The organism is Gillisia mitskevichiae, assembly GCF_003634585.1.
GTDB lineage: Bacteria > Bacteroidota > Bacteroidia > Flavobacteriales > Flavobacteriaceae > Gillisia > Gillisia mitskevichiae.
Genome location: NZ_RBLG01000005.1, coordinates 133,361 through 158,031, shown reverse-complemented (window position 1 = coordinate 158,031; position 24,671 = coordinate 133,361). Strand labels below are relative to the sequence as shown.

The window sequence follows — 24,671 nt, the reverse complement described above, 5'->3', positions numbered from 1 at the left end:
AAAATCAGATAAAGAGCATTTTTAATACGATTTGTGGTCGTTTTATTCTGCTTAAGTTTAAATTTGTAGGAATTAGGCTGTTAATTCGATAGTATAATTCTCTTTACTATTATTCTATTTTCAGCATATAATTTCACAAGATACACTCCTGTAGAATTCTCATGAACAGGAAGTCTAATTTCCTTACCGTTTGTAATTTCTGAATATTTATGTACAATTTGTCCTAGTACGTTATATATTTCTACTCTATTTATATCTATTAACTGAGGATTTAATATGGAAATTTCTTCATCCTTGCTTATATAGTAAAGATTCAGTTCCTTATATTCATCAGTATTAGAACCGGTTTCTTCTCCTGAATCTATCTCGCTTTCTTCCCCTGTATTACCTGAATTCTCATTTTCGGACTCTTCTTCAGTTTCCGTCTCAGTTTCTTCTTCAGTCTCCTCAGGAGTATCATCTTTTTTCTCGAATACAATTTGAAAACGTTCATAGTATGCTCCGGGTTCCAATGCTATTTTGAATTCCGATTTTCTTAGATCATGATATAACTTCGTTTCTAGATCCTTCAAATAGATATTTGTTTTATCTGGAATATTCTCTAGCTTATTTATTTCAAATTTTGCTTCACCTGCTTTAGAAATATAAACTCCAATTGGTAAGACCTGGTCTGGATTAAAATTATTAACCCCTTGAATAACATACTCATAGTTATTAATTAACCAAAAGAAATCTTCTTCATTATAATCATTAAGTGGCGCATCATAGCCTAGATCATATCCATTTGTAGCATTTTTATTTGCACCCACCAAAATTTGCCTTTGATATCCTAAAGGAGAATTAAAATCTAACCTGATCTTTGGATCTGGAGTTGCTTCTTTTTCGTTACTGATAGTTTTCTCTTGACTTAAAAAATGAGAAATTTTTGTTTCTTCTCTTACAAAAGCTCTTTGACTATTCTTAAATAATACATCTCCACCATCAACCGTAATATTTCCAATATCGTCGTCTAATACAGTATTAATAAAAAAGCCTTGGCCAACTGGTATATATTGTCCGGGTACATTGTCATTGGATGTCACAGCTCCAGTATTGCTATTAATTCTATCATCTGTAGCTATAGCTTTAACACCACCAATTAAATTGTAAGTAGCATACCCACCAACGTATTCCCTTAGAGTATGTGTTTGCCCCCCAAAATGATCCCAAAAATATAAAGCACCATTAAATATATTTTTTTCATTATTTCCTCCACTAGCATTAAGATTATCTAAGATAAATTTATTTGCATCTATTGCGGAAGGATATGGATTCCCCAACATATAGTTTTGATTCTTTCCAACAGATAAACTAATATCCCCATTATTGGGTTTACCTTTAAACACATAATTTTGTCTATCTGAAATTGCTGCGACTCCAGAGGTGCCTTTCATTGTATAACCTTCACCTACATTTAGTATACCCGTGCTGCCAATGTGTTCATAATCGCTGTATTCATCTGCTTTTCCTCTGAATTTATATATCCAATAATTGCTAATTTTCCTTGGATTTGCAGCTTTTCCATCTGCATAAGTTACACCTTGTCCAAAATCAATATTTCTTGGAATGGCTGAAATTGTTCCATCCATTAATACGGAAGCTACTGTATAAGTTGAATTTGAAGCATTCCCTAGCGGAACAACTGGAGAACTCCAATAATTATAATTATAACTACTAGCTGTTCCTTGTTGATCCCTTTCAATATATCCTTCGCTATTTTCCTCATAAATACTTTCATAGGTTTGGCTTGGAGTATAACGCTTTTGAACCAATTGCGAGTCACCTTCCAAATCTATTATCCCGTTAAGAGATAAATAATGAGTTATCCATAATCCTTGACCTGTTCCAGTTCCTGTTGAAGTATTAATAACACCCTCCATTGTTAGTTTACCGGATTCAGATAATAATCCTAATAATGTAATATCTCGAGATCCAGACTTTATACTATTATTGTTCATTATCTTAACTATATTCCAATCTATTGGAGATCGATAATTGGAGGGATGAGCCGGATCCACATCAAGAATATCTTTTCCTATACCAGAACTATTTGGAATATCCCAAACACTAGGTTGTGCCCAGGTAATTGAACTATTCCAATCTCCATCATTTACAGAAATATAAGGTATAGGAGCAGTTTGAGGTTGTGCGCTAGTTATATTTACAAGTTCGCCATCAATAATAGGGTTAGCACTAGACTTTAAATATCCACATGACACGGATTCCATTTGATAATAACCCGATAAATTAGACCATAAAATGTTAGGTATATCTTTTGGTATAATTTCCCCTTGAACGTTTCCGTTTTTAGTTGGACTTGGTATGATTTTTTGATTCATCATTTGATGTAATTGATCAGAAGTGAGAGCTACATTCCAAATTCTTACTTCATCAATCCATCCATTGTAAAAATTTAAAGGTTTATTTAGTTTTTTAGTGTCCATTGCTCCCATAATTGCCTTAAACTCATTTTCACTAGGTGATCCACCCCCCAATAGCTTTAAATAAACCCCGTCAATATATAATTTATATTCTCCAGATGCGGAATGAGTTAATGCTATATGATACCAGCGATTTGTATTTATCTTATAAGGTGAAGAACTAATAGATCCAGATTTATCCCAGTTAAAAGAAACTTCTCCAGAATTACTTATTTTTAAATCATATCCCTTTGCATTACCATCATAGTTTCCATCCCTTTTTGAAAATAGAGTTTGAGTTCCAGTTGTTGATTCTGGTTTAACCCACATTTCGAGGCTAAAATCTCCTTGTAAATTATGGTTCTGTCCAAATTCTATATAATCATCTGTTCCATCGAAGTCTACAGTATTACAGCTTGTAATTATAACTTTGACAGTATCTGAACAGCCATTAACCGTCCATGTTAAAATATAAGTACCTGCATCTGCCGTAAAAGTTGAATTTGCTGAATTAACATCAGAAAACCTTGGCGTTTCCCCGCACGATGGTGAGTTTCCTTCTTTCATATATGACCACGTTCCAATTTCATTCGTTCCGGAATCATCACAACCTACACAATTTTCTGGAAGCTCGAAAGAACCTTTTGCAGCATTCTCATTAGCAGAAAGCATATTATCATAGGCGTTTAATTGAACCGTATTTTGCCCACATTGCTCATTGTTATTAATAATATCTTCTCCCGCATAAGCATGACTAACGTAAACATCGATTAATCCAGTTCCGTCTTCGCTATAAGTACGACAACCTGCTATAAGAGCGGTTGCACCGTATTCATGATGACCAGGTACATTAGCTGGTAAATCAACATTAGTTTCGGTAGTACCGTCATTCTTTATAGGTTTTTCATTTGGATCTCCAATTCCTATCGTCCATTCCACATCTGTAGGAACTAAGATTTCTTTATTGATAAAAAGATTATCCATTGCCCAAATACTATTGTCTGAAGTTCCTTTAAATGACCATTTGATCCTTACTCTGCTTTCTCCAATATAATCGTTTAAAGAAATAGAAGTATTATCGGTACTGAAATTATATCTGGTTGCTGAAGATCCATTAACAGATTCTGCAGTTCCAGCTGTATACCATTTCTTAACTCCACTGCCAACTGCATGAATTATTTTCAGTGGTTTATAAGTTGCTCCTGCATCTGTGGACACCTCAATATTAGCATAATCATTATTTACAAAATAATAAGCTTGATCAAAATTTACAGAGGCAAATTTAGCGTCGGTTAAATCTAATATTGGACTCTCAATTGTACTAGGAGATTCTCCTTTGTACTTATTATCATTGTAATCTCCTTGTGCCACTGCAAATTTACCCGCTTGGCTAGAATATAGGATATCTCCAAAGTCATGTCCATCATTGGTACAGGACCAATTTCGAGCTTTAGAGTTATTTCCTCCACACGAGTAACCTCCGGTTGAACCGTCTATAAGCCAGGAATCGGGGTTATTAGGATTTAATTGTCCTCCGTCAAAATTTGTTTGTGAATCTACAGAGGCAGGTTGAGTAGCAAGATAATTCGTCTTAGCTCTTAAGTGAATTGTTTCATTCAAGCAATAACTATCATCCTCATCTAAACTCTCTATGGATGGTGCTGTTGCAGCAGGCAGTGCTCGAACGTAGAAAGTTTTGGAATATTCTCTACATGTACCTTCCTTAATCAATACTCTATAAAAAGTGGACTCTAATTGACCTTGCACAAATGAAACATTCAATTGACTTGTATTGTTCGAAACATTCTCCCAAGCTCCATCATTTTCTGCAAATTTTTCCCAATTTAAGATTGTTCCTCTTTGATTAACTAGTTTTAACAGAATAGAGATTGAAGATCCACAAGCCGAGATATCAACTCTATCAGAAAATTCGGAACCTTGAAAAGTTCCAGTGATATTACCTCCATTTATATTTACGGGCACAAGTTTAATCTCTTGATTTTGAGTAGTGGTGTTTCCACTGCTGTCTATATAATTCCAAGTAATTGTTCGGTTTCCGTAAAAAGAATAAGGAAATATAAAATCTGGACTTAAAGTTCCTAAGATTATACCATCACAATTGTCTAATGCTTTAGGTCTGGATAAATCGGAAAGACTTGAAATTTCACACCCATTGATCGTCTGTACTGGTAAATTTTGTAATTCCGGTTCCGGTGCCTCGGTATCATTTATAAGAATTTTTTGCTCAATAGCGGGGGTAGAATTACCTGAATCATCAGTAAATATCCAGAATATAGAACCAGATTCAGTAAAGGTGAGATCTACACCAGTTGTACCTATTACCGTTTCTTTACAATTATCTATCGTAGTGGGTGGTGTTACAGTAATTGAGCATTGCGCAATTATATCAGGTAACGTTGGTAAGGTAGGAATTTGAGTATCATTAACAGTTACTGTAAAACTACAGGTCTCTGTATTTTCAGAGGGATCTGTTATGGTCCAAATAATAGTCGTCCCATTAGGTATTTGTGCTCCAGCCAAAGTCGAGTTTTCATTAAAATCGTTACTTAAGAGTGTAATACCACAATTATCTGCCGTTGCTGTTGGATCGAATTCAGTTCCAATAACTGTATAATAACATTTTCCAATATCGGCCGTTTTAATTTTATCTCCTACACAATTGATGGTTGGATCCTGTGCATCAACCACCGTTACTGTTTGTGTAGATGTTGCTTTTCTACCTGCACCATCGGTTACCGTCCAGGTTACCGTATTTGCTCCCAGAACTAAACTAGTTGGCGAAGCAATCACACTTGCTATAGAACAATTATCGGCGGCACTAGGTTTTGTGAGTTGGGAACTCGCGTATGTACAAGTTCCAGAGTCTGCATTAACGTTAATAGCGGCAAGAGTCGTGATTGTTGGATCCTGTGCATCAACCACTGTTACTGATTGCGAAGATGTTGCTTTTCTACCTGCAGCATCGGTTACCGTCCAGGTTACCGTATTTGCTCCCAGAACTAAACTAGTTGGCGAAGCAATCACACTTGCTATAGAACAATTATCGGCGGCACTAGGTTTTGTGAGTTGGGAACTCGCGTATGTACAAGTTCCAGAGTCTGCATTAACGTTAATAGCGGCAAGAGTCGTGATTGTTGGATCCTGTGCATCAACCACTGTTACTGATTGCGAAGATGTTGCTTTTCTACCTGCAGCATCGGTTACCGTCCAGGTTACCGTATTTGCTCCCAGAACTAAACTAGTTGGCGAAGCAATCACACTTGCTATTGAACAATTATCGGCAGCACTAGGTTTTGTTAGTTGGGAACTTGCGTATGTACAAGTTCCGGAGTCTGCATTAACATTAATAGCAGCAAGAGTCGTAATTGTTGGATCCTGTGAATCAACCACCGTTACTGTTTGTGAAGATGTTGCTTTTCTACCTGCGCCATCGGTTACCGTCCAGGTTACCGTATTTGCACCCAGAACTAAACTAGTTGGCGAAGCAATCACACTTGCTATTGAACAATTATCGGCAGCACTAGGTTTTGTTAGCTGGGAACTTGCGTATGTACAAGTTCCGGAGTCTGCATTAACATTAATAGCGGCAAGCGTCGTAATTGTTGGATTATCATTATCTCCAATAATTATTTTTATCCTATAAGGATCACTTTTATCACTGGAATTACTGCTGCTACTAGTGTAGAAAGTAGCTTCATAAGTTCCGAAAGGTGCATTCGTTGGAACATTAATGTTTAAACTCCCTGCGCCAGTTGGAAAGGAATGATCTTTACTAACATCTGAAAATCCCACATTCTTAGCAGACTGATCAAATATTATGGAATACTTATTTGGATTGTTAGTAGTGGCCGTATATGATAAAATTGCATTAGATGTTCCTTTACATATTACAGGTATTGCAGATAAAGTAATACTAGGTTTTGCTAAAACCATAGACTTATTTACCTCTTCCGTTTTATAGGATGATGCTGTAAAAGATTCAATTAATGAATTATTTAAACCTAAAGGTTCTATTTCCTTAGATTCAAAAAACATATAACAGACATTTTCAGAAGTAGATGAAAACTTATCTAAATCTGATTTCTCGGAAGCCAATAAAGAGTTAGTTGAACATAATATCATTAAGATTAATATGTTAATTCTAACCAATAAAGTAATTTTTCCCATGCAAAATTTGTTACAAATGTTTCCAAATGTACGTAGTTTACATGAAAGTAGTTTTGATAAAGGGCGAAAAATTTAGCTAAAACGCATAAATACTGTGAATTAGCTAGTTTTTATTGTCGGAAACCTAATATATGTACGAATTTTAATGTTAATTTTTGATAATGATTTTTTGTGTGATTAGCTTATCGGTTGTTTTTAATTTAACGATATAAACGCCTGAGGGATAATTTTTTATACTTATCCTTACTTCTTTGGAATTTGAAATGGACGAATGATTTACTAATAATTTGCCATTTAGATCGTATAAATAAAGATTGTCAATTTGAATTTCTTCATTGTTTAAGATCTGGATTTCATTATCTCTATAATTATGTTTCATTGTTACTAAGCAATCCTTAGGCGTAATCATAGGTACTTGAATTGTATCTATGGGAGTGATAGTTTCTTTTTCTTTAAAAAAGATCAAAGCAAATCTATCTACAATATAACCGGGCTTCATAGTTGTTTCATAGGCAATCTCTTTTATGTCATGTATACTATCATTCCATTTATCATGAATGTAAACCATTTTATCATCTGGTAAATTCTCCCAAGATTTTAATCCTATATTAATTGGTCCTTCTTCATCTATCATCATGCCTATAGGTAATACTTGATCTACATCGAAATTTGACACTCCTTGAATTACAAATTCATGGTCCTTAATTAGCCAGAACATATCTTCTACATTATATTCATTTAATGGTGCATCATATCCAAGATCATATCCATTAGTTGCATTTGGATTAATACCAACTAGAAGTTCTCTTCTGTAACCTTTAGGAGAACGGAAGTTTATTCTGATCTTTCCTAATGCTATTGCTTCCTTATTTGCTTTATCGGTTTTCTCTGGAGCTAAAAATTGAGAACTCCCTACTGCTTCTCGAGCAAATACCCTCTGGCTGTTTTTGAAAACAATATCTCCTCCCACTACATTGTTCAATCCATTTAAAGATGGGTCTGGCATAGAGTTTATAAAGAAACCTTGCCCTACAGGAATATATTGTCCAGGAGTTTTACTCGCAACTGCATCAGAATTACTATTAATTCTGTCGTCCATTGCAATGGCTTTCACACCACCAATAAGATTATAGGTTGCATAGCCCCCAACATATTCTCTTAGAATATGAGTTTTTCCAGCAAAATGGTCCCAGAAATAGACGGCTCCTGTAAACACATTTACATTATTTAATCCACCACTGTCTTTAATATTATCTAATATGAATTTTTTAGCGTCAATTGCAGAAGGGTAGGGGTTGCCTAAAAGATAATTCTGATCCTGACTTATATTTAAGGTAATAGTACCATTATTAGGTTTTCCTTTATAAACATAATTTTGTCTATCTGCAATGGATGCATCTCCAGAAGTCCCTTTCATAGTATATCCCTCTCCAATTTTTAAAACACCATTGCTACCAATATGTTTCCATTCAGAATATTCATCTGCAGTTCCTCTAAATTTCCATATCCAATAATTACTTATCATCCTTGGATTAGAATATTTTCCATCTGCAAAGGTTACACCATTCCCGAACATGATGTTTTTTGGATTATTAGTATCGGTACCATCCAACATCACTTTGGAAATCATGTATGTAGAATTTGATGTTCCTTGATCTACAACTGGAGAAGACCAGTAATTATAGTTGTAACTATTTGCAGTTCCCTGTTGATCTCGTTCAATAAAACCAGCACTTGTAGGTGCCAAAATACTTCCTTCGGTTTGAACTAGTTGGGATTCGCCCACTAGGTCTATACTTCCGTTTAGATCTAAATAGTGAGTAATAGTAAGTCCTTGTCCAGAATTATTTTCGTTTAAAGTTTGATTTGGATTTGCCATATTCAGCTCCCCAATTTGAGAAAGTAGGCCTAGCATATAAATATCCTTTCCACCTGACGTAATATCATGTGCAATTTGGGCAATGTTCCAATTTATAGGTTCCCCATTAATTCCTAAACTATTAGGAGCGTCCCATACATCTGGTCGTTGCCAAGTATTTTTGCTTCTCCATTGCCCTGCGACTTTAGAAATGTAGGGTAGGGGAGCTGAATTTTCTTGGGTAGTTTCAATATTTTTTAATAATCCATCTACCTTATTTATAGATTTATCTGGTGTAAATCCGTTAGATAGTTCACTACCTATAAGTTGATAATATCCTTCAAGATTATTATAGGCAAGGTCTCCTGGCACTACTAAGGGTAATACTGTCCCAGTTACTGGAGTTACATTTACCTTTAAACGTTGATTCATCATGAATCTTAATTGCTCTTCCTGTAGTGCAGTTTTCCAAATTCTCACTTCTTCTATCCAGCCATGAAAATAATTCACCGGATTTTCCGGTTTATTTCCTCTAAAAATAGCTCCAATAAGAAAGGGACTTGAGGTCGCTGTAGGATTGCTGGCACTTCCATTTCCTACTTTAATTCCGTCTACATATAATTTAGCTTGGCCGTTAGTAAATATGACCGCGACATGATACCACCTTGCAGTAGTTAATTTGTACGATGATGTTACGGTTGAATTACCCCATCTAAACGTTGGAGATCCACTATTAATTGAAAGATCATAACCTCCGGCAGATAGGTTTTGTGAGTCTCTCTTAGAAACTATTGTGCGTTGGCCATTCAGTGAGTTTAATTTTACCCAAGCTTCAATTGTAAAATTACCAGAGCTTAAATTATAATTATTTTCCATTGTTACGTGATCATCTACACCATCAAAATCTAACGTGCTACAATCTTCAGTAAATGAAATTAACATTTGATCATTAGTAGTACAAGTGTTGGTTTCATTAGCGATAGTCCATTGAAGGGTATAGTTACCTGCCGTTCCTGTAAAATAAGATTGAGGATTGTTAGGTTCGCTAATTTGTCCTCCTGTTCCGGAAATAATGGTCCAAGTTCCAGTTCCTTCTTCCGGTATATTTGCAGAAAGATTGGTTCCCTTAAAGCCACAACTAAAATTTTGATCCTCCCCAGCAATTGCTTTAGATATTTGTGCTGGTTCTACTATTGTTACTTTTTCAATGGCTTGACAACCATTTTTATCTATTACTGTAATAGTATATTCTCCGTTTGTTAAATTAATGGCAGTTGCAGTTGTTTGCTCAGTTGCATCATTCCATAAATATGTATAATAATTTTCGGCGTTTTCAGATTGAAAAGGGCTACCTCCTGTTGCCGATACTGTAGCTCGACCTGTTTCTCCAAAACAAATAGGATTTGTTGAAGTAACAGAAAGAATAATAGGCGAAAGCGGCTGATTTATAGTTACAGGAGCTGCTTTAAATACCGTTCCTTCATTATCTTTTACCCACACCGTATAGTTTCCTGCTATTAAATTATAAAATTCATTACTCGGCAGAAAACCAGAAGTGGCACTTGTAATGCTGTATTGATATGGTCCTTGACCACCATTTGCTTTTACTGTTACAATTCCATTGTTAGACCCATTACATAATAATTCATTTGGAGTAGCTCGGGCGTATAATGGAGTAATTACAACTTCATTATTATTAGTAGAATAGCATTTTGGCTTTGGACCTTGACCGCATTTCCAATTTCTATTATTCGAAAATGTCAAATACACATTCTCTATAGTTAACAGGTCACCACATTCCCAATCTATTTCAATAGTTTTTACTTTAGTAGGAATAGCTTCCTTCTCGTAAAAGCATAAGCCCCTATTCACATTAGTCAAAGTACCATCTGCATGTTCTATAGTAAAAATATATTCTATGTATAAGGAGTAACGTGTAGAATTGGTTGGAAGATCAAAGAAAAGAAATTTTGGTTGTCCATTTCCACAGGTAGCAGCGGTGATTTTATTTCCACTGGCATCTGCCATATAAAAAGAGTTAATAGCAAAATCATTAGATCCACAATCATCCTTAAAACATTCACCAACGTATTGAATTATAGATTCTGTTTTAACAGCTCCAGTGCTATCTTTAACTTCAACTGTTATCGTTCTGTTTCCTGAGGTATTATATTTCACAACGTGAGATCCTGGACCTGTAGCAGTTTGAGGAGTAGCTCCTTCGCCAAAATTCCATAAATAAGTATAAGGACCAACTCCACCTATAGCAGTAAGATCTTCTACTTCAAAATAAGAAGTTCTAATTACATCTTCATCTTCTGGACAAATAGACGTTGGAATGATTGGAGCTTTTATAGCCTCTATTATTTTTAATTCTTTAAGTTGTGAACAGCCATTCTTATCTGTTACAGTAACTTCATAATTACCTGCAGCCAAACCATTTGCAGTTTTGGTAGTTTGAAGTACAGTTGCTTCATTTATTTTTCTCCACGCATAAGTGAACCCGGGTGTTCCGCCAGAAGCATTGGCAGTAGCAGTTCCTGTTGAAGTTCCATATGAGGTAGTTCTTGTGGTTGTAACCTGAACGCTTACTGTAGCTGCTGGTTGAGTAATAATTGTATTATTACTTAAAGTGATTTCACAACTTGGATAATCAAGATCTCTAATTTTAACTGAATATGTGCCAGCCGTTAGTGCAGTGAATTTTGAGTCAGTTTGCCAAGTGGTTCCATCTATGCAATATTCAAAAGCTCCATGACCTCCAGTGGCATTATTTATAGATAATGTTCCATCAGATCCATTAAAACAATTTACATTGGTGCTAACTATATTAGCATCTAGCGCTTCAGGAGCAGCTACTATAACATCAGATTGAGTAGCGCATCCCTTACTATCTTTTATAAAAATGGTATAAGAGCCTTCTGCAACATCAGTAAATATACCCGTATTATTAAAATTGGTGTTGTCTATTGAATATAAGTATTCACCATTTCCTCCTGTTACAGATCCTGCTGTTATGGTTCCGCTGTTATTTCCTACACATGCAGCAGCTGTGGATGAAGCTGGTTCAGAAATTAGTGGTTCCGGTTCATTTATTTCTATAATTCTTTCTATTTTACAACCGTTTAGATCTCGCACTGTAAGGGTGTATGTTCCTGCATATAGAACTTTGAATGTTGTTTCCGATCCAAAATTCACTCCATCTATAGAATATTGATAACCCGTTGTACCTCCTCTAACCGCTCCTGCAGTTACGGTAGCATCAGACGCTCCATGGCAGCTAATATCAGTTTTCGTTGCTGGATCCATTACTAGTATCTGTGGTCCAGTTAATGTAACAGTCTCTGTAACTGTACATCCTTTAACATCTCTTACGGTTATAGTATGATTACCTACATTAAGCTCATTAAACGTATTGCTTGTAGTGAAATTTATTCCATCTAGGGAATATTCATATCCACCATTTCCACCAGTAACGGTTCCTGCCACTATTTCTCCATCTCCAGAGTCATAACAATTAACATTCGTGATTTCTGCAGATTCCATTTTTAACGCAATAGGCTCGGCTATTGTAATTGTTTCTGAAATCAAACAGTTTTTAGAATCCCTTATTGTTAAAGTATAATTTCCTCCAGGTAGGTTAGAAAAAGTGTTATTGGTTTGAAAATTCGTTCCATCTATAGAAAATTCGTAACCTCCATTTCCACCAATTACAGTTCCAACAATTATAGATCCATCATTTGCTCCAAAGCAAGTTAATGCCTTGAAAGTCGCAGGAATTGCAGATAAGGTATCGGGTTGGGAAATTATAATATCTTCCTCTGTAGTACAGTCATTTAAATCTTTTACTTGCAAAGTGTAATTTCCGGCATTTAATTCTGTGAAAGTATTGTTGGAGGAAAATGAAATACCATCAATAGAATATTGATAGGTACCACTTCCACCAGTTACTTCTCCTGCAATGATTTTTCCATCTTTAGCTCCATTACAGCTTACAGGAGAATAAGTTGATGGTTGCATAAGTAAAGAAGATGGCTCATCTACATTAGTTACCATAGTTATTTCGCAGCCCTTTTTATCTTTAACATATATAACATAATTTCCGGCTGGGAGATTTTCAAAAAAATTATCATTTTGATAATTTGTTCCATCCAATGAATATTTAAAATCTCCATTTCCTCCTGAGGCCGTACCAACCACTATAGTTCCATCTGAAGCTCCATTACATGTAGTATTTTTAATAGTTGGAGACATTACCTCCAAAGCCGCGGGCTCATTAATAGTTATTATTTCTGATATTTCGCAGTTTTTAAGATCCTTTACGCTAAGTGTATAATTACCCGCACTTAGATTTGAAAATAGATTACTGGATTGGAATGTGGAGCCATTAATAGAATAAGTGTAATTACCATTTCCGCCCACTACTTCTCCTGCGGTTATTGACCCATCTGATTTACCTTTACATGAAACCGAGGTAGTGGATGAAGTCTGCATTGATAATAGGGAAGGCTCAGTAATTGTAATATTTTCTGAAATCTCACAGTTGTTATCATCTTTAACAGTAATAGTGTAAGTACCTGCAATAAGATCGTTAAAGGTTCTTGAAGATTTAAAGTTATTACCATCTATAGAATAGGTATATGCACCACTACCTCCAGTTCCAGTACCAATAGTTATAGATCCATCACTTTTCCCATTGCAACTAACTGCAATAAAGCTAGAACTTTGCATAGATAACTGGTTAGGTTCTGTAAGTGAGGTGGTATTGGATGTCCTACAATTATTACTATCTCTAACTGTAATTGTATAATTGCCAGCTGTTAAATTTGAGAATGTATTACTGCTCTGGAAATTTGTTCCATTAATAGAATATTCATAATTATTATTTCCACCCGAAACAGATCCTGCTGTAATTACTCCGTCATTTCCGTTAAAGCAGGAAATGTTGGTTTTAGAGAGAGAATTTATAATAATAGCAGTGGGACTATTTATCACAAAAGTTTTGGAAGCTGTTATAGAGAGTGCGTCAGTAACGGTAACTTTATAAGATCCAGCTGGTAAATTAGTTCGGTTTTTAGAAGTATTGGCATCGTTCCATAAATACGTATAGGGAGCTGTACCACCACTTACAGAAATTGTTATAGCGGCATTATTAACGTTGTTGCAATTTAACTCTGAAATATTACCACTAATGATAATCTCCTCATTAATATTATTAGCAAATATGTTTATAAAAAGGGAAGAAGCTAAAAAGAGTAAACTCAATAATGGATTTCTTCCCATTAAAGTAATTTTTCCCATGAGACAATTATTTTAACAGAATTTTTGTAAAACTACATTAAAATTCTCCAGTTCACAGGGTGAAATACCTTATTAATCGATGAAATACATTAAAATTTAACTTTATTAAGACAATAATATTATATTTGTAGGAATAATCTTATTTAAAACTTATTTTTTCAAGAGATTTATACAGCTGAAGTATAAATGTTTAGATATTTATCAATACCAAAAATTATTTATGATTTTTATAGTTTCAGCTCTTTTTCATAATAAAAGAGATTACTGTATAGCTCTTTAATTTTTCAGAATTTTTATTATAACCGCGAGATTTAAAATCACAAAAAATTGAGTAAAACAATGTTTTTGTTCTACTCAATTTAGCTTTAATTGATAACTCAAATAGCAACTTATAGTTTACATTTCCACTGGAAACCTCTTTTAGAAAATCCGATTGAGCTCATTAAATAGTAGGAATTTTATTTTTTGGTTCAGTATAATTTAAGGATTAATAGTTTATTATTTCTGAAATAGGCAGAATTTATATGTTCAAGTAAAGCCGAATATAATCCAGTAATTAAAAATTCCCGAAATAGAATTGTAGAACTATATTTTAAGTCTATTTAATAAGATTCAAAAAATATAGAGCTACCAAATATTGAGTTGGAACAAGGACTTTTAATATTTAACAAGAACTAATCTACTTATTCTTTATTATAATTTTTCTTGTAATGATTTCCTTAACTGTATGCATCTTTAAAATATATATTCCTTCACTAAAATTCCCAACCCTTAAAATTATCTCTTTCTCAGAAGGTGTATCCTTAAATACATGTAGGAGTTTCCCATTAAGGTCAAATAAATAAATTGCAGAGATACTTAATTCTTGAGGATTAAGGACCATCATTTCGTTTTCCAAATAGGAATGTAAAAGACCTAAATCTGTTATGTCCTCAATTATAATAGGTTCCTCTATAGGTACTTGTGCTTGTTCTTTAAAAAAGATCAATTCAAATCTATCAGTAATTTCACCTGGTTCAGCGGTTGCTAAATAAGGTTTAGATCGTATATCGTGTATAGTATCTAAAGTAATATCTCTTAAATAGATAGTATGATCATCATTTATATTTTCCAGAGTATCAATTTTAATTGTGAACTCCCCAGCTTTTTCAATTCGTACACCTATTGGTAAAATTTGATCTTTACCAAAATCTGGTACTCCTTGTATTACCAAGAAATTCCCTGCTTGCAACCAATACATATCTTCAGAATTATATTCTATCATTGGAGCATCATAACCTAGATCAAATCCATTTGTTGCATAAGCATTGGTACCCACTAATAGTTGTCTTAAATATCCTTTTGGAGATTTAAATGAAATTCGTATTCTAGAACCAGTATTCTTCACTTCGTCTTTTCTGGTTTTAGTTATGTTCTCTGGTCTTAGGAAAATTGAATTTCCAGACGACTCTCTAGAGAATACTCTTTGGCCATTTTTAAAAGTGATCTCACCACCATCTAAGGTGAAAGGAACACCCCCAGATATGTTTTCTTCTGTTCCGGTATTTACAAAAAAGCCTTGGGATACTGGGATATATCTTTCAGGAGATTTTGTAGATACTCCTGCGGTAGAATTAATTCTATCATCTGTAGCAATAGCGGGTGCACCTCCAGTTAAATTTAAAACCGCATAGCCTCCAATATATTCTCTTAATATATGAGTTGCTCCAGAGAAATGATCCCAGAAATATAAAGTTCCATCAAAAACATTTTTATTATTACGAGCTCCAACTACGTTAACCGAGTTTAGGTTGTCGTAAATAAATTCGTTTGCATCTATTGCTGAAGGATATGGATTACCTACTAAATAATTTTTTTCTTTATCTATATGTAGGGTGATTGTGCCATTATTAGGCTTACCTCTGTAAACATAATTTTGTTTTAGTTTTATTGCAGCTGTCCCTCCAACTCCAGATACCCCTTTCATTGTGTGGCCTTCTCCAGTTTTAAGGAAACCTGTACTTCCTATATGTTGCCAAGAATCGTAATCGTCTGCTAATTTATTCGCGAATTTATAAATCCAGTAATCACTTTTGGTTATAGGGTTGGTTTTAGCACCATCGGCGGCAGGGTAGGAGGGCTTATAATTAATAGCTTTTGGGTTTTTAGCATCTGTACCATCCCACATAATATTACGTACTGTAAATCCTGAGTTATTAGCTGCTCCCTGAATACTTACTGGTGCAGTCCAATAATTATAATTAAAACTACTTAAGGTTCCTTGTTGATCTCTTTCTAAGTAACCAGCACTCGCTTCTTCGAGCAAACTTCCTTCATTTTGAATTAATTGAGATTCACCAACCAAATCTATATTACCATCCAATTTCAAATAATGTGTAACTCTTAATAATTGTCCACTATTATTTTCATCTTTATTACCAGGTCCAGAGATCTCTAATAATTTATTTTGCGTTTCCGATTTTAGTCCTAAAAGTGTGATGTCTCTATCTCCAGACTCTATATTGTGATTAATTCTAGCAATATTCCAGTCTATTCTTATACTAGTTTTCACACCTATGCTATTTGGTGCATCCCAAACATTTGGACGTAACCAGGTATTTATATTAGACCATAATCCATCATTTGCTGAAATATATGGAAGAGGAGCAGTGTTTTGCTGATCTGTAGTCATGTTATATAGTCTTCCAGGAACTATATTGGAAAGTGAGATATCTGGTGTAAGTCCATTTGCAGGCATCAGTGCTGCTTCAAAAGTTTCTAAATTATTTAGATCTGGAATTTTGGATATTAGTGGATAGTAACCTTCAAGATCACTGTATGTGAGTGATCCTGGTACTGGCATAGGTATTTCTTTACCCATATTAGCAGCATTTTGTAAATGCTGATTCATCATAAATTGAATTTGTTCAATGCTTAGTTCCTTTTTCCATATTCTAACTTCTTCAATCCATCCAGAAAAATAATCTTCAGCTTTTTTACTAGAGGCATTCCATTTTGCACCAATTATAGTCTTGGCAAATCCACCACCTACTCCAGCACCATTATCTATAAGTATTCCGTCTACATAAAGTTCTCCAGCAGACGTAGCTGCAATATGATACCATCTGGAGTTTGGAGTTAAGGCAGCAGAGAATGTTTTAGAGTTAAACTTAACATTTCCACTTACTAGAGAAATATCAAAATTAGGACCGCTTATGATAGTTCCATTAGCAGCTTCTGGCCTTACCCATGCTTCAATACTGTAACTACCGGTAAAGCTAGTCCCAAGGTCTACATAATCATCCACACCATCAAAATCCAATGTGGTACAATCTTTTAATTGAATAGGTGTTGGAGTGAATACTGGTAAGCACCCAGTATTTTGAACTACTTGTCCTCTTAGCGTTTCATCAAAATAATCGTTAGGATAAATAGAGGTTGAAATTAGTTTCCAAACCATTTCAAAGTCCCCGGAAATAGTTGCTTCAAACAGAACATTAGGATTGTTTTTAGGAGTTAACGAGCTATTGGCAACTACGTTAGTTAAAGTATAAGTAGCTGGATCTGCTATAACGCCAGCTTTTTTAATCTCCCATTCTCCTATATATCCATCTGCTGTTGGAAAGCTTCCAATATTTCCACCAAAAGCTCCAGTTGTAATGGCATTTAATTCAGCAAAATAATTCCCACAAGTGCCTGCAATTGAGGTTATAGTTGTGGTATATCTGTCAAACACAAAAACTCTAATGGTTTTAGAATTTTCTATACTACTACAATTTTGACCATTCGAATCTAATATAATTGCAGTTTTCACCTCGAATTTGTTCCATCCAATTAATTTTGGTTCCCATTCTTCAGAATTATCATTACCAATAAAGATTCCTTCAGGGAATGCTGGGTCACTATAATCTCTCCATTCTAAAGTAACATCTTGAGGGCCATCAGGAACAATAACATTGTCCACGGCCCAAACATCACCATCTCTTGTGCCATCAAAGCTAAAGCGGATTCTTAGGTTATTTTGACCTAAATATTGACCTAAATCTAAAGCCATTTTATTTATTCCCACTGTTCCTTGACTAAAACGGTCATAATTTCCACTACCTGATACTCCAACTTTCTGAAATAATACTGCATTATATGTATTTCCTCCATCTGTGGAAATTTGCACCTTAATTGTAGCTCCAGGGGTAAGATTATATGCTTGATCGAAGGTTAAAATGCCTTGGTCTAATCCAGATAAAGCGAAAACCGGGGTTTCCATTGTAGTGGAATTATTTCCAGAAACGATGGCGAAATGTTCTTGTCCCGGATTTATTGAATTCCATTCTTTTAAAGTTGTACTATATGGACTCGTTAAATTAGCAGTGATAAAATCATGACGTTGTGTTCTATTCCATCTATTGGGCTTGGTATTATTTGCCGATGATTCGAAATTTACAATTACCCCTTTGTCTTTAAATCTCCATGGATTGTTGCTTTGATCAATTGCTGCATTGCCAAATGCCCCTCCATCAAATTCACCAAAGGTTTCTCCGTAACCAGTACTCGAACTCAAAGTTACAATATCCCCTTTGCAAACAACTGCGGGCTCAACTTTAACAGGTTTAGGTGCAATATCTGATGGGATTACGCTTAATATGGCAGTTTGCGAAAGCGCATTAGGAGTACATGAGCCGCTAGATATTTCAACTTGAAAAACCATAGATTCATTAAGTCCTAGGGCATAAATTTGAGAAGCGGTTATTGATGTCCCACTTGTTTGAATTGTAGTCCATGTGGATGCCGAGATCTTTCTATATTTCCACGCTACTATTGTCCCGCTATGTCCTGAAATACTAATATTAGACAGGCCACTACTAGAAGTTGGGCTCACACAAGATAAATAAATACGTTCATTGTTCTTTGTAAAAAGTAAATTACCTCCCACTGGTACAGGGTCCACTTTAATTTCTACAGGTGCAGATAATAACTCCGCACAAATTCCACTCTTAACGGCAACTCTATATTTTGTTGTTTGGTTAAGGTTAGTGAAAGTTAAAGTTTCAGTTATATTATTAATGATGTTCCAAGTAGTTCCGCCATCAACAGACGACTCCCATCTCTGTATAGTACCTTCATATACGGTTCCCGCAATACTTAAACTTCCAGTGTTATTAGTTATACAAACAGAAGTAGCGCTCGGAGTTATTGTAGGGGCAATTGTTTGTTTGTCAACCTGAATTGTAACTGTAGTTGTACTAGTACATCCCTTGTCGCTTGTACCAGTTACTAAATAAGTGGTGGTTTCAGTTGGGCTCACTTGAGGGGATGCTTTTGTTGATTCTGCAGCTGGTTGGATTGGTTCTCCATCCACAGTCCATAAATAAGTGCTGGCTCCAGAGGCAGTTAATGTTGCGGGACTTCCAGCGCAAATTGTTGTAATATTTGTACTCGCAGTTAAAATAGGTAAGGGATTTATTGTAATGGAAACCTGAACTCTGTCACTTTCACAATTTCCTTGAGTTTGACTTACCCAATAATTCGTTGTAACATCTGTACTTGTATTTGGTGTAGGAGCAGTACTCAATGGTGTAACAGAATTTTCTGTATTATACCAATTAATTGTATTTCCCGATTCGCCGATTGCTTCTAGAGGTGTGTTCACTACTTCATTTAGGCAGAAAGTTAAATTTGTTGTAGTTGAAGGAATGGCCGGTCTCGCTTTAACTTCAACCACTAATTCTTCCCTTAAACTCTCACATTCACTTGGTGTCTGACTTACCCAATAAGAAGTGTATCCAACATCGCTTGTAATAGGAGTAGGTGTTCCAGATATTAGATCATCTCCAGTTTCTGTTTCATACCATTTTAAACTTGTACCAATCGCGGTGAGTGATGAAGCAATATCTCCTTGGCAGTAAGTTAAATCTGCAGTTAGAGGAGGCTCAGGTTGGTCTTTAATACTTAAAGTGAATGATTTGGAAGTGGCATCTTGACAAGTAAAATAATCTGGACCTTTAATTTTTACAGCATATGCTCCATTATCTGAAGTTGTCAAATTAGAAATAGTCAGTTTCCCATTATATTCACCAGTAGGTCCAGTTGGACCAGTTGTAATCATGGTATAATTACCACCAGCATTAATAGTATTATTATCTTTTATCCATTCAAAAGTTAGAGGTGCCCCATTGGCGTGTGCTATAAATTCAAAAGTGATCTCAGTTACATCATTCTCACAAAATGTTTCATCTTCAGCAGGTTTAATTATTATAATTTCTTCATCTACATTAAGTGTAACGGTTTCTGAAGTAATAGGAGAACACGGGCTTGTTCCGCTAACCACCACGTAATAATCTCCTGCATTCGTAGAGGTTGCATTATTAAAAGATAGTAGAGAAGATGTTTTTCCAGATATTTCTATACCATCTTTAAACCATTGATATGTTAGGTTGTCTCCGGAGGCAACTACCTCAAATTCTGCAGATAGTGTAGAGCATATTCCAACATTGGAAGGTTGAGTTGTAATGATAACCTGTTCTAAAATTTCAATCTCAGCTGTCATTTCATTTTCCTCGCAGCCATTTGTTGCAGGTATAGTATAAGTAACTATATGTTCTCCAGGTATACTAGATGAAGGATCGATATTTCCATTTGAATCTATGGATAAACCATTAGTTCCGGAAAATGTTCCATTTTGATAGGCTCCAGCAGTATTATCGAATATAGCCGCTTGTGGAGATGATTGTGATGTGCAAAATGGTCCATTATAAGAAACGGTCGCAGTTGGTGCCGAGGTAATTATTACGATGGTGTTGATTTCGGTGGACTCGCAACCTCCAGAAGCTACAAAGGCATAGGTTATAGTATGCTCTCCAGATTGACTGGTGCTTGGTGTAATTGCTCCAGTAGATGGGTTTATTGATAATCCAGCTGTTCCAGAAAATACGCCACCCTCATAAGCTCCAATTGTATTACTAAAAGTTACCTGTTGAGGAGTCGAATTGGATTGGCAAAATGGTCCCGCATAATTAATCTCTGCACTTGGCGTCTCTGTGATACTTAAGGTGGTTTCTGTAAAAACGCTTTGGCAACCATTTCCTGTATTCAGAGTATATTTTATAGTATAATCTCCAGCAGTACTCATACTTGGATTTATTGCACCCGTGGAGCTATTAATATTTAAACCAGAAGGAGATGATGAATAGGTTCCCCCTGTAATAATTGCCGTGCCAGTTTGAGTTAATGTAACAGCTTTTGAGTCGGTTTCAGATTTACAAAATTCTGTAGATAAATAGTTTATACTAGGTTGAGGTTTTTCTGTAATAACTACGGAAGCAGATTGAGTAATAGGAGTACATCCATTTGCTGGAGTTATTGAGTAAATTACATTATAAGTACCAGGGCTACTGTTAGGAATATTGATTGCTCCAGAATTTCCATTTATATCCAACCCATTTTCAGCAGAGTAGTTCCCTCCTTCATATGCTCCTGTACCACCTAAAGTAGGAAGAGGGGATGAAGTATCGTCAGAACAGAACGGTGTTCCAGAATAACTCAAGGAAATTGTTGGAATATCTTCAATAATTACTTGGGATGTAGTAGAAACTTTCTCGCATCCACCAGAAGCCAAAGTTTCATAAGTTACAGTGTAAGTACCTGCTGTGCTGCTTGATGGAGTTATAGCACCTGAATTCTGATTTATAGTTAATCCTGTTGTAGATGAGTATTTTCCACCTTGAAAAGCTCCTGTGCCATTTAAGGTTACAGGTTGAACAGTTGTTATACATTTGTTATATGGAGAGTTCGCATAGCTTATGGTGGCAGTAGGTTTGGGAGTTATAGTTACTATAGCAGAGCCCGTAATTTGTATAGAACAATCTGGAGCAGCTGCATGTTTTACGCTTACTAAAGAATAGGTGGTATTTGCTGTTAAGGCTCCCGTATTTAAAGTAGCATTCCCACTCGATCCAACTGCAATCGTTTGATCTGCGCCTCCATTTTTTTTATAAGTTATTATGGAATTGGGGGTTCCAGTAAATGTAATATCAGTAGCATTCCCTGTACAAATTGTTGAAGTTCCTGCAATACTTGCAGTTGGATCTGGTTTGAAAAATATGACTACGTCATCTACTCCATTATTTCCATTACCTGTTCCGCAATTGGTGTTGTTACCATTTGGCCGGGGTACAGTCATAGTTATAGTTACTTGACCCAAATTATAATCTGCTAATGTTGGTTTATATTGGTAAGTAAAATTCCCACTTTCATTTTTAGGTGCAGGTCCAGGGAATGAACCGGAACCAGACGATTGAAAGGTTGGATCAAATTTAGAATTTCCGAAGACCACGCTTGCATCAAATGTAATTGGTGCTAAATTAGTTGTTTTACAAACTGTAATATCTGCTCCTGCATTAGTAACAATGTGATTAGAAACCTCAATTCCTGTATATGTAGAAGAAGTGATACCGCAAATATTTATAGCTTGAACACTAACTTGCTGAGCTCCTGAAGCTGCTGCAGAAGTTACTTTAACGGTAATATTTCTTGTGCCTGCACCAGATATTATTTCCCAACCTGAAGATGGTAGCGTCCAACTATAAGAAGTTGCGCCAGCTACTGCAGTTGGTAGACTAAAAGTTATTGCAGTTGCTGGAGGACAAATATTCTTATTATTGCCCAAACTTGAAGTGATCACCCCTGGGGTCGAAGGAACTCCGGATGTTGCAGAAACGGCAAAATTGGTGGAAGGACCACTTTCTCCGCAGCTATTAATGGCTTTTACTGAAATATTCCCACTAGTTCCAGCAGTTGCTGTAATGGAATTGGTTGTACTGTTTCCGGACCAACCAGTAGGAAGTGACCAAGTATAAGTTGCGGCATTGGCAATAGCAGGAATTGTATATGTTAAGCCACTGCTTCCAGAACAAACTGTAGCAGGACCTGAAATAGTTCCATTCATAATTGGAGCTGGAGCTTTTATGCTTACAGCAATTGTAGCCTCAGCACTTGTACCACAATCATTTTTTGCCTTCACTTTTATGTTACCAGAGCCTGATACAGCAGTTGTAACAGATATACTGGATGTAGTACTTGTTCCAGTCCAACCATTAGGAAGTGTCCAAATATATTCCGTTGCATTTGTATTATTTGTAACAGAATATGTTTCAGAAGTATTTGGGCAAACGGTGTTTGACCCTGAAATAATAGAAGGAGTGGCAGGCGTACCTGCTTTCATGGTAACAGTTAGGGTTTGAACTGCACTGATGCCGCAATCATTAATTGCTTTAACTTTTATGTCACCTCCAGATGAATTACTAATTGCATTTATAGATGTTGAGGTACTATTGCCTGTCCATCCGTTTGGTAATGTCCATTCGTAACTTGTGGCATTGGGAACTGCAGCAATAGAATAGGTATTCGTGGTGCCAGGACAAATATTAGCAGTTCCCGATATTGTTGTTGGTACAGCAGGAGTTCCTGGTTTTACAGATACCGCTAGAATTTTGGCAGGACTTGTTCCACAGTCGTTTTTTGCCTTAACCGTAATATTCCCATTCCCAGTAGTGCCAGTAGTTACATTTATGCTATTGGTTATGCTTGAACCATTCCATCCATTTGGTAAAGTCCATTCATATTCGACAGCACCTGCAACTGCTGCAACGCTATAGGTTTTTGATATGCCTGGACAAACTTGTGTATCCCCTGTAATAGCTATAGGTGTTGTTGGAGTTCCAGCTTTTATAGTAATAGGTAAGGATTGAGCTGCACTGGTACCACAACTATTCTTTGCTTTTACAGTTATCGTTCCAGTTCCAGTAGCTCCGGAAGTAACACTAATTGTGTTAGTAGTACTTGTGCCAGACCAACCGTTAGGCAAGCTCCAGATATATTCTGTTGCATTAGTAACTGCAGGAACTGAATATACTAATGATGATACACCAGGACATACACTTGCTTCTCCTTGAATTGCAGATGGTATAGATGGAGTTCCAGGCTGTACGGCAATAACAATTGGATCGCTGATGGCAGTAGTAGGCGCTGCGCAAGTGGCATTAGAAGTTAATTGAACAGTAACAGATTGTCCATCTGTTAAAGCGGTAGTTGAAAAAGTATTAGAATTACCGCTCTGAATAGCAGATCCAATTTTCCATTGATAATTAGGGGAAGTGCCCCCGTTAACTGGTGATGCCGTAAATTTTACGTTATCGCCAGGACATATTGTATTAGCAGTTGAGCTAATACTTACAGATGGTACTCTAATAGCGTTAACAGTGATAGTTAATACGTTACTTGTTGTTGAGCATAAAGGATTGTCTGTAGATTTAGCAACAACCTTTATCTTATCACTATTGGATAAGGTATTTGAAGAAAAACTAAGCCCGGTTCCACTACTGCTACTATTTACAAACCATTCAAAAGAAAGACTTGTTCCTCCGTTAGGGGAAGCAGTAAAAGTCACATTTGTGTTCTCACAAATAGTAGTTCCTAAATTAGATGATATTGAAATACTGCTTGGGCATTCTTGGGCCATTCCTGAAGCAGGGAAGAGGTAGGCAAATAATATTAAAATCAGAAAAAGTAATTTTTTACCCATAGTCGTATTTGTTTAGAGCAAACTAAATTACGTGGGGGATAATCGAGTGATAGTTTATAAATAACACAAAACTGTGGGAGAGTTTTGTGGAGTATGCGATTGGTATATAGAAAGTTAACAATCTAAATTACGTTTTTACATCTAATTTTTGAAAATTATTCGAGTAAATGTTTAAATAATCGTTAATAAGCTTATAAATTCACTTTGGATCTAGTTAATAAATAGGTTTTACCTTACATTATAATCTAAGCTTATAATTAAATTTTAGGCGTGTTAAATAAAAAAGCCGCAAATTTTAAAATTTGCGGCT

At 35.7% G+C, this 24,671-nt stretch carries 3 protein-coding genes; all 3 read right to left on the bottom strand.

The genetic code is table 11. The features are described from left to right. Positions 1–80 precede the first annotated feature (80 nt). The gene (locus BC962_RS14750) at positions 81–6,647 is read right to left on the bottom strand and encodes a LamG-like jellyroll fold domain-containing protein (RefSeq protein ID WP_121346790.1); all 6,567 of its coding nucleotides are present in this window, start codon (positions 6,645–6,647) and stop codon (positions 81–83) included. 148 nt (positions 6,648–6,795) lie between these two features. Then, positions 6,796–13,806, bottom strand: a complete 7,011-nt coding sequence (locus tag BC962_RS14745; RefSeq protein WP_121346789.1) for a LamG-like jellyroll fold domain-containing protein — start codon at positions 13,804–13,806, stop codon at positions 6,796–6,798. Between the two features lie 679 nt (positions 13,807–14,485). Next, positions 14,486–24,361 carry an Ig-like domain-containing protein gene (locus BC962_RS14740; RefSeq protein ID WP_121346788.1) on the bottom strand — a complete coding sequence of 3,292 codons (9,876 nt, stop codon included), beginning with the start codon at positions 24,359–24,361 and terminating at the stop codon, positions 14,486–14,488. Positions 24,362–24,671: the final 310 nt, after the last annotated feature.

Excerpts from the sequence above, each read along its gene's own strand:
- BC962_RS14745 (WP_121346789.1), bottom strand. The coding sequence starts at position 13,806 with ATGGGAAAAATTACTTTAATGGGAAGAAATCCATTATTGAGTTTACTC.
- BC962_RS14750 (WP_121346790.1), bottom strand. The coding sequence starts at position 6,647 with ATGGGAAAAATTACTTTATTGGTTAGAATTAACATATTAATCTTAATG.
- BC962_RS14740 (WP_121346788.1), bottom strand. The coding sequence starts at position 24,361 with ATGGGTAAAAAATTACTTTTTCTGATTTTAATATTATTTGCCTACCTC.